Annotated in this window: 5 protein-coding genes and 2 pseudogenes; 6 read left to right on the top strand and 1 reads right to left on the bottom strand. The window is 64.3% G+C overall.

The genetic code is table 11. From position 1 onward, the window contains the following. Positions 1–2 precede the first annotated feature (2 nt). Positions 3–800: a GNAT family N-acetyltransferase gene (locus tag ABFO07_RS17505; RefSeq protein ID WP_322242603.1), complete on the bottom strand. Its 798-nt coding sequence runs from the start codon at positions 798–800 to the stop codon at positions 3–5. Positions 801–1,063: 263 nt separating this feature from the next. Between ABFO07_RS17505 and ABFO07_RS17500 the strand changes: the two genes are divergently transcribed. From ABFO07_RS17500 to ABFO07_RS34740, 6 genes and pseudogenes are all read left to right on the top strand, one after another. Then, positions 1,064–1,369, top strand: coding sequence for an NIPSNAP family protein (locus ABFO07_RS17500; RefSeq protein ID WP_059565905.1), 306 nt, complete (start codon positions 1,064–1,066; stop codon positions 1,367–1,369). A 287-nt stretch (positions 1,370–1,656) separates the two neighbouring features. Continuing rightward, positions 1,657–2,307, top strand: coding sequence for an NADPH-dependent FMN reductase (locus ABFO07_RS17495; RefSeq protein ID WP_059565906.1), 651 nt, complete (start codon positions 1,657–1,659; stop codon positions 2,305–2,307). A gap of 211 nt (positions 2,308–2,518) precedes the next feature. Beyond that, positions 2,519–2,734: a hypothetical protein gene (locus ABFO07_RS17490; RefSeq protein WP_059565907.1), complete on the top strand. Its 216-nt coding sequence runs from the start codon at positions 2,519–2,521 to the stop codon at positions 2,732–2,734. 95 nt (positions 2,735–2,829) lie between these two features. Further along, positions 2,830–3,729: a hypothetical protein gene (locus tag ABFO07_RS17485; RefSeq protein ID WP_059907479.1), complete on the top strand. Its 900-nt coding sequence runs from the start codon at positions 2,830–2,832 to the stop codon at positions 3,727–3,729. A gap of 680 nt (positions 3,730–4,409) precedes the next feature. Beyond that, a pseudogene (locus ABFO07_RS17480) lies at positions 4,410–15,448 on the top strand (ESPR-type extended signal peptide-containing protein); the annotation flags it as partial. Then, a pseudogene (locus tag ABFO07_RS34740) lies at positions 15,431–15,550 on the top strand (YadA-like family protein); the annotation flags it as partial. The pseudogenes ABFO07_RS17480 and ABFO07_RS34740, both read left to right, overlap by 18 nt. Between the last annotated feature and the right edge of the window lie 215 nt (positions 15,551–15,765).

The raw sequence follows: 15,765 nt of genomic DNA, 5'->3' as shown, positions 1-15,765 counted from the left end.
GCTCATATGACGCATGCCGATTTTGTTGTGTGCGCAACCATATTGGGATGCTGGCGTTCGGCTTGCCTGACACGCATCCGCCCGCATCGCGCCACCGACGGCGCAACGCGGCGGATCCGCATGCCCGCGCGCGCGGCGGCGGCGATGCGCGACGGCGTCGCACGCCCGATGCGCCACACGGCCGCCACGCGTGCCGCCGCCCACGACGCGGGCGACAGGCGCCGAGCCCGCACGGCGACCGGCCGCTTGCACAGGATCGCGCTGTCGTAGCGCTTGCCGGCGAAGCGCACGACATCGACGACGTCGAAACCCTGCGCACGATAAAACGCGAGCAGATGCGCGGCAGGCCGGGGCGTGTCGAGCGCCAGCAGCGCGAAGCCCCGCGCCGCGGCCCATTGCCCGGCGAACGACAGCAGCGTCGCGCCGACGCCGCGCCCCTGCCAGGCCGGATCGACCGCGACCTGCCGCACGGTCGCGACACCGTCATGCCGATACAGCGAGCACGCGGACGCCGGATCAGACGCATGCAGCGTCATCGTGCCGATCACGCGCCCGCCGCTGACCGCGACGAAACACTCGCCCGCTTCCGCGCGTCGCCGCGTGACGTCTTCCGCCTGATCGACGCACGTGCAGTTCAGCCCCATCGCGCCAAGCCGTGCGAACGCACGATGCAGCATGTCGGTAAGCGGCGCGTAGCCGTCGAATGCAGGATCGAAGCGACGCACGACGATGCGCTCGGCGCGCGGCGCCGGCAGCGTGTCAGGCAAGGGGTCGATGATGTCGCTCGAGGGCTTGGGCATGGTGTCGCTCCGTCTCTTCGGTTGCCCGAAGTCTAGGGTCGCGCCAACGGCCGTCGCAAGAAAAAATGTCGTAAAAAGTCGCGTAGCGCGCGCGACATTCGCGGAATTGACGACATTTTTATTCGGCTCGCGCTATCCGTTGAACAGGCATCGATGCGTGCGCACGCATCCTGAACGACGCGCGGCACCCGCGTCGCGTCCTTCATTGACGTCCTCCGGCACGCACGTCAGACTCGTGCATCCCCACCCGAGCGCACACGCCCATGATCACCTGCTTCCTTCGCTACGTCGTCGACCCGTACAAGCTCGAGCAATTCGAAACCTACGGCAAGATGTGGATTCCGCTGGTCGAGAAGTTCGGCGGCACGCATCACGGCTACTTCCTGCCGTCCGAGGGCGACAACGACATCGCGCTCGCGATGTTCACGTTCCCGAGCCTCGCCGCGTACGAGACCTACCGGCAGCAGTCGATGGAAGATCCGGCGTGCATCGCCGCGTTCCGGTATGCGGAAGAAACCCGCTGCATCGTCCGCTACGAGCGCAGCTTCTTCCGGCCGGTGTTCGAGTAAGCCATTGAGCGGCCAAACGAAAAAAGGCCCCGCCTGCATCCGTGCCGGCGGGGCCAACCCATGTCAGTAGAGACATCATGGAGGAGACGGGCCCATCATATCGACGGCCCGCCGCCCGCCCAACCAAGGATTTCTGCTATCGATCTGCACGGCTGCGCCCCCGCCTCCCCTGCCCGCGCGGCATATCGATAGAACGAAAAGTCGTTTTCAGAGTGGCGGCGAGGTCGTTACCATGCGGTTTTAAGCCTGTGCTTAGCCGGGCCAGCCATTCCCAAGGAGCGCCCCCCTTGACTGCATTCGATCAACATCGCCGGCCGTTCGTCGTCGGCATCGGCGGCACCACCCGCGCAGCGTCGTCGACCGAGCGCGCGCTGTCGTTCGCCCTGCGCGGCGCGCAGGCGGCCGGCGCCCGCACCCAGCTGTTCGACGGGCCGTTCCTGCATACGCTGCCGCACTACGCGCCCGAACAGAAGACGCTGACCGACTCGCAGCGCGAGCTGATCGATGCCGTGCGCCGCGCCGACGCGATCATCATCGCGACGCCCGGCTACCACGGCGGCGTGTCCGGCCTCGTCAAGAACGCGCTCGACACGCTCGAGGAACTGCGCGCCGACGAACGCCCTTACCTCGACGGCCGCGCGGTCGGCCTGATCGTCACCGCGTACGGCTGGCAGGCGGCCGGCACCGTGCTGACGTCGCTGCGCTCGATCGTGCACGCGTTGCGCGGCTGGCCGACGCCGTTCGGCGCGACCGTCAACACGCTCGAAACGCGCTTCGAGAGCGCTGACAGCTGCTCGGACCCGAAAGTCGTCGCGCAGCTCGAGACGGTCGGCACCCAGGCCGCCGAATTCGCGCTCGCGTTCGCGTCGCACCGCGCGGCCTCGCATGCGGCATCGGTTGACGCGCTCGCGCCGGTGCTGAAAATCGCCAACCAGTAAGCAACCCTTCTCCACCTGCCGCCCGCGCCCGGCGTCGCCCGCCGCGCGCGGGCGGTGTGCATTCGGCTCGGCGGCCGCTGCGGATTGGCGGGCGGCCCGGCGCGGCCGATAACGATCCGGCCGACGACGTGATTTGCATTGGCCGAAAGATTGGTTCACGCGGCCCGCGGGTTTTCGTACGCTGAAAGCCCGAACCTTCCTCGCGCATGCCATGACTCGCACGATCCGCTACAAGGGCTACGAAGTCGCGCCCGCCGCCGCGCGGCTGCCGAACGGCCTGTTCGCCGCCAACCTGACGATCGAAAAGGCCAGCGGCGGCCCGTCGCGCGCCATGTCGTTCGACGCGATCGACTTCTTTTTCGAAGAGGAACATGCGCTCGCCTACGCGTCCCGCTGGGGCCGCTTGTGGGTGGATGCGCACGCTTGACCGGCGTCATGCCACCGCGCGCATGGCCGCGCGAAAATACGCGAAAACAGGGGCTATGGGAGAATCTTTCACTCCGTAATCGCGATAAAAATGCCATGACTGACATGCTGCGCCACGAGCAGGCAGCAGATCACGCAATGCGCAACTGGACCTTCGAGAAGCCAGGCCCGGTGAAGATCGGTTCCGATGCGCACATGCAGATGTTCTGCCGCATGCTGCTCGACACGCACAACCCGTACAAGCCGGCCGTGATCGACTGGCCGCCTCTCGATCCCGAAGCGCTCGCGCGGCTCACGTCGTTGCCGATCTGGGACATCGCGGTGCAAACGGAAGGCCGCGCGTCGATTCGCGTCGCAACGTTCGCGTCGACCGTGCGCGAGCCGCTGCTGCGGCAGGCGCTCGACATGGACGGCGGCGAGGAAGCGCGCCACAAGGTCGTGCTGTCGAAACTGGTCGAGGCATACGGCATCGCGCTCGCGCCCGAGCCGGCCTACCCCGCGCCGAAGAACGCCGAATGGGCGTGGATGGTGACGGGCTTCAGCGAGTGCATCGACAGCTTCTTCGCATTCGGCCTGTTCCGCACCGCGCAGCGCTCCGGTTATTTCCCGCCCGAACTCGTCGACACCTTCGAACCGGTGATCCAGGAAGAAGGCCGGCACATCCTGTTTTTCGTCAACTGGTACGCGTGGTACTGGCGCAACCTGGCGTGGTGGCGCCGGCCCGCGTTCTTCGCGAAGGTCGCCGCGGTGTGGGCGTTCCTGATCTGGGAGCGCATCGGCATCGCGCGCGGGATCGACGCCGAAGGCGTCGCGCGCGACGCGAACTTCCCGGCAACCGGCACCGCGGCCGTCGGCGATGCGCTCGAGCCGCGCGAACTGATCGAGCTGTGCCTCGCCGAGAACGACCGGCGCATGGCCGGCTACGACAAGCGGCTGCTGCGGCCGATGTTCGTTCCGCGCATGGCGCGGTTTGCGCTGCGGTTTCTCAGGAAGTGAATCCTCCAGGCGGCGCGGCGCCACGCATCAGGTAAAAATTACGCGCCGCGCCTCGTAACGAGCGCGGCGCACGCGCTTTTCCCTTCGTCTCCCGGCGCACGAAACGCCGCGTCCCCCTGATCGTTCCGCTGCACCTGCCGAAGCGGTCGATGCGCCGCTCGGCATAGTCGACATTACCCGTCCATCGCATGGATCGAATGTGTCTCAAAACAAGACACACTGGAAATCAACATCATCAGAATACATTTAACTCATTAAATTAAAATCAACGACCGCCGATCCATCCCTATCAAAATATAAATTACACAATCGAAAGATTCGATCTGGCCGCAAACGTTTGCTCTTCTTATCGTCTTATCATTGCGACCAATCAGCGGACATATAGGCAAGACATGTCACGTAACCCCATGTAAAAAAACACCTTTCCCACCCGCACTCAACCCCGCAAATATTACAAATCAATTAACCTCATCCAATCAATAATCCGACAATTCATCCATCAGATTATTTCGAACTAACATAATTTAAACTTTAAACCCACCTCGATTTATCAATCCTTATAAATCAAAAAATTCCGTTCAAATACACTCCGTCCAAATTTGAGATATACGCGTGAACACGGGTTGAATTATCAGACGAAATGCCTGGTGTGTTGCGTGATCATTTGGAGGTAGCCAGGCATGAACCGCACATATCGCTCGATCTGGAACGAAGCGCTCGGCGCATGGGTCGCCGCATCGGAAATTTCTACCGCTCGCGGCAAGCCGAACAAGTCCGCCGTGGCGAAGGTCGTTGTGGGTGCGGTGCTCGTGGCGGGTGCGGGCGCCGCCAACTTCGCGCATGCGCAGTACTCTGCGGGCGGCGCCGGTGGCTCCGTCGTGGCGACAGGCACCCAGTCGATCGCGATCGGCGGCAACTCCGGCAGCACCACGACGGCCAGCGGAGCAACGGCGATCGCGATTGGCGCGAACGCAACGGCCTCGGCCGATTTCTCCCAGGCATTCGGTCAGGCGACCACGGCGAGCGGTGCGAGCGCGATCGGCATCGGTTCGGGCGCGAAGGCGCTGAACATCGGCTCGACCGCGCTCGGCAACGATGCCACCGCGTCCGGCAGCAGCGCGATCGCGATCGGCGGCGGCAACAGTTCGGGCACTGGCGGTTCGGCGGCGCTCGCCACCACGTCGATTGCGGTCGGGCGCAATTCCGTCGTGCAGAGCGCGGCGACGTCGGGCGTGGCGATCGGCACGGGTTCGACCGTGTCCGCGAGCAATTCGCTGGCGCTCGGCCCGAGTGCCACGGCCAACGTCGCCGGCTCGGTCGCGCTCGGTTCGGGCGCGGTGACGTCGGGAACCGCCACGACGGCAACCGGTGGCACGGGTGTCGTCAGCAGCACGACGATCGGCAGCACGACGTTCGGCACGTACGCCGGCTCGAACGCGTCGGCGGGGGTCGTCAGCGTTGGTGCGGCCGGGTCGGAGCGCCGTATCCAGAATGTCGCGGCCGGCCTCGTCGGTGCGGCCAGTACCGATGCCGTCAACGGCAGCCAGTTGTATGCGGTTGCCAGCACGACGACGTCGAGTATCACGAGCCTGTCGACCTCGGCATCGACCGGCATTTCGTCGGCCAATAGCTCGATCGTTTCGCTGTCCACGTCGGCTTCGACCGGGATTAGTACCGCGCAAAGCGGGGTCAATTCGTTGTCGACTGGGCTGAGCGCGACCAATAGCTCGGTTGCTTCGCTGTCGACGTCGACTTCGACCGGCATCAGTACCGCACAGAGCGGCATCACTTCGTTATCGACTGGACTGAGCGCGACCAATAGCTCGGTGACGTCGCTGTCGACGTCGGCTTCGACCGGGATTTCGTCGGCAAACAGCTCGATCGCGTCGCTCTCCACGTCGACTTCGACCGGCATCGGCTCACTTTCGACCGGGCTGAGCACGACGAACAGCTCGGTTACTTCGCTGTCCACGTCCGCTTCGACTGGCATCAGCACCGCGCAAAGCGGCGTCAATTCGCTGTCGACTGGACTGAGTGCAACCAATAGCTCGGTGACGTCGCTGTCGACGTCTGCTTCGACCGGGATTTCGTCGGCCAACAGCTCGATCGCCTCGCTTTCCACGTCGACTTCGACCGGCATCGGCTCACTTTCGACCGGGCTGAGCACGACGAACAGCTCGGTTACTTCGCTGTCCACGTCCGCTTCGACCGGCATCAGCACCGCGCAGAGCGGTGTCAATTCGCTGTCGACTGGACTGAGTGCAACCAATAGCTCGGTGACGTCGCTGTCGACGTCGGCTTCGACCGGGATTTCGTCGGCCAACAGCTCGATCGTCTCGCTCTCCACGTCGACTTCGACCGGCATCGGCTCACTTTCGACCGGGCTGAGCACGACGAACAGCTCGGTTACTTCGCTGTCCACGTCCGCTTCGACCGGCATCAGCACCGCGCAAAGCGGCGTCAACTCGCTGTCCACCGGACTGAGTGCAACCAACAGCTCGGTGACGTCGCTGTCGACGTCGGCTTCGACCGGGATTTCATCGGCAAACAGCTCGATCACCTCGCTTTCCACGTCGACTTCGACCGGCATCGGCTCACTTTCGACCGGGCTGAGCACGACGAACAGCTCGGTTACTTCGCTGTCCACGTCCGCTTCGACTGGCATCAGCACCGCGCAAAGCGGCGTCAATTCGCTGTCGACTGGACTGAGTGCAACCAATAGCTCGGTGACGTCGCTGTCGACGTCGGCTTCGACCGGGATTTCGTCGGCCAACAGCTCGATCGTCTCGCTCTCCACGTCGACTTCGACCGGCATCGGCTCACTTTCGACCGGGCTGAGCACGACGAACAGCTCGGTTACTTCGCTGTCCACGTCGACGTCGACGGGTATCAGCACCGCACAAAGCGGCGTCAACTCGCTGTCCACCGGCCTGAGCACGGCCGTCTCCACGACCAACAACCTCGGCAACAGCACTGCCGCAGCACTCGGCGGCGGCTCGACCTACAACCCTGCGACCGGCACCGTGTCGGCGCCGTCGTACACCACGTACAACGCGAACGGCACCACCACCACCGCCAACAACGTCGGCTCCGCGGTCGACAACATCAACAGCCAGGGCATCAAGTATTTCCACGCGAATTCCACCGCGCCGGACAGCCAGGCTCTCGGCACCAACTCCGTCGCGATCGGCCCGAACGCGGTCGCGAACAACGCCGGCGACGTCGCGCTCGGCAACGGCTCCGTCACGGCAGCTGCAAATCCGACCGCCAGCGCCACCATTGGCGGCACGAGCTACTCGTTTGCCGGCACGACCCCGAGCAGCGTCGTCAGTGTCGGCGCAGCCGGCGCCGAGCGTCAGGTCACCAACGTTGCCGCAGGTCGGATCTCCGCTTCCAGCACCGACGCGATCAACGGCTCGCAGCTCTATGCGACCAACACCGCGATCAATACCCTGTCGACGTCCACGTCGACGGCCGTCGGCTCGCTGTCGACCGGCATCAGTTCGACCAACAGTTCAGTCGCGTCACTGTCCACGTCCGCGTCGACCGGCATCAGCACCGCGCAAAGCGGCGTCAATTCGTTGTCCACTGGCCTGAGTTCGACAAACAGCTCCGTCGCTTCGTTGTCGACCTCCACTTCGACCGGTCTCAGCTCGGCCAGCAGCTCCGTTGCATCGCTGTCGACCTCCACTTCGACCGGTATCTCGTCGGCCAATAGCTCGATTGCCTCGCTGTCCACATCGACCTCGACCGGCATCAGCTCGCTGTCCACTTCCGCTTCGACCGGCATCAGTACCGCGCAAAGCGGTGTCAACTCGTTGTCCACTGGCCTCAGCTCGACCAACAGCTCCGTCTCTTCGCTGTCGACTTCCACGTCGACCGGTATTTCGACGGCGACCAGTTCGATCGCATCGCTGTCGACCTCGACGTCGACAGGCATCTCGTCGGCCACCAGCTCGATCGCCTCGCTGTCCACCTCGACTTCGACCGGCATCAGCTCGGCTCAAAGCGGTGTCAATTCGCTGTCCACTGGCCTGAGCTCGACAAACAGTTCCGTCGCGTCCCTCTCGACTTCCACGTCGACCGGCATCAGCACCGCGCAGAGCGGTATCAATTCTCTGTCGACCGGTCTGAGCTCGACTAACAGTTCCGTTGCATCGCTGTCCACATCGGCGTCGACGGGTATCTCGTCGGCCACCAGCTCGATCACCTCGCTGTCCACCTCGACTTCGACCGGCATCAGTACCGCGCAAAGCGGTGTTACCTCGTTGTCCACTGGCCTCAGCTCGACCAACAGCTCGGTTGCATCGCTGTCGACATCGACGTCGACGGGCATCTCGTCGGCCACCAGCTCGATTGCCTCGCTGTCCACCTCGACCTCGACCGGCATCAGTACCGCGCAAAGCGGTGTTACCTCGTTGTCCACTGGCCTCAGCTCGACCAACAGCTCGGTTGCTTCCCTGTCGACTTCGGCTTCGACCGGTATCTCGTCGGCAACCAGCTCGATTGCCTCGCTGTCCACATCCACCTCGACCGGCATCAGCTCGCTGTCCACCTCCGCTTCGACCGGCATCAGCACCGCGCAAAGCGGTGTTACCTCGTTGTCCACTGGCCTCAGCTCGACCAACAGCTCGGTTGCATCGCTGTCGACATCGACGTCGACGGGCATCTCGTCGGCCACCAGCTCGATTGCCTCGCTGTCCACCTCGACTTCGACCGGCATCAGCTCGCTGTCCACCTCCGCTTCGACCGGCATCAGCACCGCGCAAAGCGGTGTCACCTCGTTGTCCACTGGCCTCAGCTCGACCAACAGTTCCGTTGCATCGCTGTCGACATCGACGTCGACGGGCATCTCGTCGGCCACCAGCTCGATTGCCTCGCTGTCCACCTCGACCTCGACCGGCATCGGATCGCTGTCCACTGGCTTGAGCTCGACCGATAGCTCCGTCGCCTCGCTGTCGACTTCCACGTCGACCGGTATTTCGACGGCCACCAGTTCGATCGCATCGCTTTCCACCTCGACTTCGACCGGCATCAGCTCGCTGTCCACCTCCGCTTCGACTGGCATCAGCACCGCGCAAAGCGGTGTTACCTCGTTGTCCACTGGCCTCAGCTCGACCAACAGCGCCGTCGCGTCGCTCTCGACTTCCACGTCGACCGGTATTTCGACGGCGACCAGTTCGATCGCCTCGCTGTCCACCTCGACTTCGACCGGCATCAGCTCGCTGTCCACGTCCGCTTCGACCGGCATCAGCACCGCGCAAAGCGGTGTTACCTCGTTGTCCACTGGCCTCAGCTCGACCAACAGCGCCGTCGCGTCGCTCTCGACTTCCACGTCGACCGGTATTTCGACGGCCACCAGTTCGATCGCCTCGCTGTCCACCTCGACTTCGACCGGCATCAGCTCGCTGTCCACGTCCGCTTCGACCGGCATCAGCACCGCGCAAAGCGGTGTTGCCTCGTTGTCCACTGGCCTCAGCTCGACCAACAGCGCCGTCGCGTCGCTCTCGACTTCCACGTCGACCGGTATTTCGACGGCGACCAGTTCGATCGCCTCGCTGTCCACCTCGACTTCGACCGGCATCAGCTCGCTGTCCACGTCCGCTTCCACTGGCATCAGCACCGCGCAAAGCGGTGTTACCTCGTTGTCCACTGGCCTCAGCTCGACCAACAGCGCCGTCGCGTCGCTCTCGACTTCCACGTCGTCCGGTATTTCGACGGCCACCAGCTCGATCGCCTCGCTGTCCACGTCGACTTCGACCGGCATCAGCTCGCTGTCCACGTCCGCTTCGACCGGCATCAGCACGGCGCAAAGCGGCGTCACGTCGTTGTCCACCGGCCTCAGCTCGACCAACAGCGCCGTCGCGTCGCTCTCGACTTCCACGTCGACCGGTATTTCGACGGCCACCAGCTCGATCGCCTCGCTGTCCACGTCGACTTCGACCGGCATCAGCTCGCTGTCCACTTCCGCTTCGACCGGCATCAGCACCGCGCAAAGCGGCATCACGTCGTTGTCCACCGGCCTTAGCTCGACCAACAGTTCCGTCGCCTCGCTGTCCACATCGGCGTCGACGGGTATCTCGACGGCCACCAGCTCGATCGCCTCGCTGTCCACGTCGACCTCGACCGGCATCAGCTCGCTGTCCACCGGCCTGAGCTCGGTCACCACCGTCACCAACAACCTCGGCAACAGCACCGCCGCAGCACTCGGCGGCGGCTCGACCTACAACCCGGCGACCGGCACGGTCTCGGCACCGTCGTATACCACGTACAACGCGAACGGCACGACCACCACCGCCAACAACGTCGGCTCGGCGATCGACAACATCAACAGCCAGGGCATCAAGTACTTCCACGCGAACTCGACCGCGCCGGACAGCCAAGCCCTCGGCGCCAACTCGGTCGCGATCGGCCCGAACGCCATCGCGAACAACGCGGGCGACGTCGCGCTTGGCAGCGGCTCCGTCACCGCGGCCGCGAACCCGACCAGCAGCGCGACCATCGGCTCGACGACGTACGGCAACTTCGCTGGCGCCACGCCGTCGAGCGTCGTGAGCGTCGGCAACGCAGGGGCGGAGCGTCAGATCACCAACGTGGCGGCCGGCCGGATCACGTCGTCCAGCACGGACGCGATCAACGGCAGCCAGCTCTACGCAGTCGCGAGCACGACCGATTCGAGCATCACGTCGCTGTCCACGTCGACTTCGACCGGCATCGGCTCGCTGTCCACCGGCCTGTCGAGCACGAACAGTACCGTCGCATCGTTGTCCTCGACACTGTCGACGTCCGACAGCGCGATTGCGTCGCTGTCGACCGGGCTCTCGACGACGGATAGCAGCGTGACTTCGCTGTCGACCTCGACGTCGACCGGTATTTCGACGGCTAACAGCTCGATTGCATCGCTGTCCACGTCGACTTCGACGGGCATTAGCTCGCTCTCGACTGGTTTGAGTTCGACCGATAGCTCCGTCGCTTCGCTGTCGACTTCCACGTCGACGGGTATCTCGACGGCTACCAGCTCGATCGCTTCGCTGTCCACCTCGACCTCGACCGGTATCAGCTCGCTCTCGACTGGTTTGAGCTCGACCGACAGCTCCGTCGCGTCGCTCTCGACCTCCACGTCGACCGGCATTTCGACGGCCACCAGCTCGATCGCTTCGCTGTCCACGTCGACTTCGACGGGTATCAGTTCGCTGTCGACAGGTTTGAGTTCGACCGACAGCTCCGTCGCTTCCCTGTCGACCTCCACGTCGACCGGTATCTCGACGGCTACCAGCTCGATTGCTTCCCTCTCGACGTCGACTTCGACGGGTATCAGCTCGCTGTCCACTGGCTTGAGCTCGACCGACAGCTCCGTCGCCTCCCTGTCGACTTCCACGTCGACGGGCATTTCGACGGCGACCAGCTCGATTGCCTCGCTGTCCACATCGACCTCGACGGGCATCAGCTCGCTGTCCACCGGTTTGAGCTCGACGGATAGCTCCGTCGCTTCGCTTTCGACCTCCACGTCGACCGGCATTTCGACGGCCACCAGCTCGATCACCTCGTTGTCCACGTCGACCTCGACCGGTATCAGTTCGCTGTCCACCGGTTTGAGCTCGACCGATAGCTCCGTCGCCTCGCTCTCGACTTCCACGTCGACCGGTATCTCGACGGCCACCAGCTCGATCGCCTCGTTGTCCACGTCGACCTCGACCGGTATCAGCTCGCTGTCCACCGGCCTGAGCTCGACCGATAGCTCCGTCGCCTCGCTCTCGACCTCCACGTCGACCGGCATCTCGACGGCAACCAGCTCGATCGCCTCGTTGTCCACCTCGACCTCGACCGGTATCAGCTCGCTCTCGACTGGTTTGAGCTCGACCGATAGCTCCGTTGCTTCGCTGTCGACTTCCACGTCGACAGGCATTTCGACGGCAACTAGCTCGATCACCTCGTTGTCCACCTCGACTTCGACCGGTATCAGCTCGCTGTCCACCGGTTTGAGCTCGACCGACAGCTCCGTTGCTTCGCTGTCGACTTCCACGTCGACAGGCATTTCGACGGCAACTAGCTCGATCACCTCGTTGTCCACCTCGACTTCGACCGGTATCAGCTCGCTGTCGACCGGGCTGAGCTCGACCGACAGCTCCGTTGCTTCGCTGTCGACTTCCACGTCGACAGGCATTTCGACGGCAACTAGCTCGATCACCTCGTTGTCACCTCGACTTCGACCGGTATCAGCTCCCTGTCGACCGGGCTGAGCTCGACCGACAGCTCCGTTGCTTCGCTGTCGACTTCCACGTCGACAGGCATTTCGACGGCAACTAGCTCGATCACCTCGTTGTCCACCTCGACTTCGACCGGTATCAGCTCGCTGTCGACCGGGCTGAGCTCGACCGACAGCTCCGTTGCTTCCCTGTCGACTTCCACGTCGACCGGTATTTCGACGGCAACTAGCTCGATCACCTCGTTGTCCACCTCGACTTCGACCGGTATCAGCTCCCTGTCCACCGGCCTCAGCTCGACCGACAGCTCCGTCGCTTCGCTGTCGACCTCCACGTCGACGGGTATCTCGACGGCGACCAGCTCGATCGCTTCGCTGTCCACCTCGACTTCGACGGGTATCAGTTCGCTGTCGACTGGCCTCAGCTCGACCGATAGCTCCGTCGCCTCGCTCTCGACCTCCACGTCGACCGGCATTTCGACGGCAACTAGCTCGATCACCTCGTTGTCCACCTCGACTTCGACCGGTATCAGCTCCCTGTCCACCGGTTTGAGCTCGACCGACAGCTCCGTCGCCTCGCTCTCGACGTCCACGTCAACGGGCATCTCGACGGCGACCAGCTCGATCGCTTCGCTGTCCACGTCGACTTCGACCGGCATCAGCTCGCTGTCGACTGGCCTCAGCTCGACCGACAGCTCCGTTGCTTCGCTGTCGACCTCCACGTCGACCGGTATCTCGACGGCGACCAGCTCGATCGCCTCGCTGTCCACCTCGACCTCGACCGGTATCAGCTCGCTCTCGACTGGTTTGAGCTCGACCGACAGCTCCGTCGCTTCGCTCTCGACCTCCACGTCGACCGGCATTTCGACGGCCACCAGCTCGATCGCCTCGCTGTCCACCTCGACCTCGACCGGTATCTCGACGGCAACCAGCTCGATCACTTCGTTGTCCACCTCGACTTCGACCGGTATCAGCTCGCTCTCGACTGGGTTGAGCTCGACCGATAGCTCCGTCGCCTCCCTGTCGACGTCCACGTCGACGGGTATTTCGACGGCCACCAGCTCGATCGCCTCCCTCTCGACGTCGACTTCGACGGGTATCAGCTCGCTGTCCACCGGTCTGAGCTCGACCAACAGCTCGGTTGCCTCGCTGTCCACGTCGACTTCGACGGGCATCAGCTCGCTGTCCACCGGCCTCAGCTCGACGGATAGCTCCGTCGCTTCGCTGTCGACTTCCACGTCGACCGGTATTTCGACAGCCACCAGCTCGATCGCTTCGCTGTCCACCTCGACTTCGACCGGCATCAGCTCCCTGTCGACCGGTTTGAGCTCGACCGATAGCTCCGTCGCTTCGCTCTCGACTTCCACGTCGACCGGCATCTCGACGGCAACTAGCTCGATCACCTCGCTGTCCACCTCGACGTCGACCGGCATCAGCTCGCTGTCCACTGGCCTCAGCTCAACCGATAGCTCCGTCGCCTCCCTGTCGACCTCCACGTCGACCGGCATTTCGACGGCAACTAGCTCGATCACCTCGCTGTCCACCTCGACTTCGACCGGTATCAGCTCCCTGTCCACCGGCCTCAGCTCGACCGACAGTTCCGTCGCTTCGCTGTCGACCTCGACATCGACCGGCATCTCGACGGCGACCAGCTCGATTGCCTCGCTGTCCACGTCGACCTCGACCGGCATCGGCTCGCTGTCCACCGGCCTCAGCTCGACCAACAGCACCGTCGCATCGCTGTCCACCTCGACTTCGACCGGCATCGGCTCGCTGTCGACTGGCCTGAGCTCGACCAACAGCACCATCGCGTCGCTCTCCACCTCGACCTCGACCGGCATCGGCTCCCTGTCCACCGGCCTGAGCTCGACCAACAGCACCGTCGCATCACTCTCCACCTCGACCTCGACCGGCCTCAGCTCCCTGTCTACGGGCCTGAGCACGACCGACAGCACGGTCGCATCGCTGTCGACCTCCACGTCGAGCGGCATCGGCTCGCTGTCGACCGGCTTGAGCACGACCAACAGCAACCTCACATCGCTGTCGACGTCGACCTCGACCGCGATCCAGGCCGCGAAGACGCACTACTACAGCGTCAACGACAACGGCACCCAGCAGGCCAACTACAACAACGACGGTGCTTCCGGCGTCAACGCCATCGCGGCAGGCGTGAACGCCAGCGCCTCCGGCGCCAGCAGCGTCGCGGTCGGCGACGGTGCGAACGCGTCGTCGAACGGTGCAGTCGCCATCGGCCAGAACGCGTCGGCAACAGGCGGCAAGGCCGTGTCGATCGGCGTCGCGAACACGGCGATCGGCGACGGCGCGGTCGCGATCGGCGATCCGAACGTAGCCACCGGCACCGGCGCGGTCGCGCTCGGCGCCAACAACACCGCCACCGGCAACGGCGCCCTGGCCATCGGCAACGCCAACTCCGCCACCGGCAACGGCTCGCTCGCCCTCGGCAACACCTCCACGGCCGCCGCCGCCGGCTCGCTCGCCTTCGGCTCGAACGCCGTCGCCAACAACATCAACGACGTCGCGCTCGGCACCGGCTCCATCACGGCCGCCGCCAACCCGACGTCCAGCACGACGATCGGCGGCGTCACCTACTTCTTCGCCGGCAGCACGCCGACCAGCGTCGTGAGCGTCGGCGCACCGGGCGCCGAACGCCAGATCACCAACGTCGCCGCCGGCCGCATCTCGGCCACCAGCACCGACGCGATCAACGGCAGCCAGCTCAATGCGACCAACCAGGCCGTCAACAGCCTGTCGACGTCGACCGCCTCGAACATCTCGTCGCTGTCCACCGGCATCAGCTCGTTGTCCACCGGCCTGAGCTCGACCAACAGCTCCGTCGCGTCGCTGTCCACGTCGACCTCGACCAGCATCAGCTCGCTGTCCACCGGCCTGAGCTCGACCAACAGCAACCTCACGTCGCTGTCGACCTCGACCTCGACCGGCATCGGCTCGCTGTCCACGGGCCTGAGCTCGACCAACAGCACGGTGGCGTCGCTGTCCACCGGCGTGACCAACATCAACAACCAGTTGAGCCAGCTGTCGACGACGGTGAACAACAACACCACGCGCACGGCGAACAACAACGGCATCGCGGCCGACATGAACGGCACCGGCAACGACCGCCCGATCGTCACGGCCGGCTCGAACTCGGTGGCCATCGGCGCCGCGTCGAACGACAGCAACCGCTCGAACGTGGTGTCGGTGGGCAACGACACGCAGCAGCGCCAGGTCATCAACGTCGCGCCGGGTACGCAAGGCACCGATGCGGTCAACCTGAATCAGCTCAACACGCTCTCGACGTCCGTGTCGCAATCGATGCAGAACCAGCAGGCGCAGATCAACAGCCTCGGCTCGCAGCTGCAGCAGACCGACTCGATGGCGCGGCAGGGGATCGCCGCAGCGACGGCGCTGACCATGCTGCCGCAGGTCGAACCGGGCAAGACGATCAATCTTGCAGTCGGCGTCGCCCGGTTCGCCGGGCAATCCGGGATGGCGTTAGGCGCCAGCGCACACCTGTCGCCCAACGGCATCCTCAAGCTGGGCGTCGGCGTGTCGGGTAGTAACCGGACGTACGGCGCCGGGTACGGGTACAGCTGGTAAACCGGCACGGCCTCCCGGCCGGGGAGCCGAATCGTCGGCATCGCGCGATCCTCACCCGACGGTCACGCTGACCGGAACGCCGCAGGCGTTCCGGTCCTTTTTTGCCGACGCTCCCGGATCCGACTGCCCTCGCAATCGACAGCGGGAAAATGAAACGCCATTTCAAATTGGCTTACCCGATCTCCTGCACATTGATTCCAGAGCAGCGCATAAAG

Origin of the sequence: Burkholderia stagnalis (assembly GCF_039848545.1) — a bacterium.
Classification (GTDB): Bacteria; Pseudomonadota; Gammaproteobacteria; order Burkholderiales; family Burkholderiaceae; genus Burkholderia; species Burkholderia stagnalis.
The sequence above is the reverse complement of the archived record's forward strand: the minus strand, read 5'-3'. Positions and strand labels throughout refer to the sequence as shown.

Coding starts and splice junctions, on each gene's coding strand:
- ABFO07_RS17505 (WP_322242603.1), bottom strand. CDS start 800: ATGCCCAAGCCCTCGAGCGACATCATCGACCCCTTGCCTGACACGCTG.
- ABFO07_RS17500 (WP_059565905.1), top strand. CDS start 1,064: ATGATCACCTGCTTCCTTCGCTACGTCGTCGACCCGTACAAGCTCGAG.
- ABFO07_RS17490 (WP_059565907.1), top strand. CDS start 2,519: ATGACTCGCACGATCCGCTACAAGGGCTACGAAGTCGCGCCCGCCGCC.
- ABFO07_RS17485 (WP_059907479.1), top strand. CDS start 2,830: ATGACTGACATGCTGCGCCACGAGCAGGCAGCAGATCACGCAATGCGC.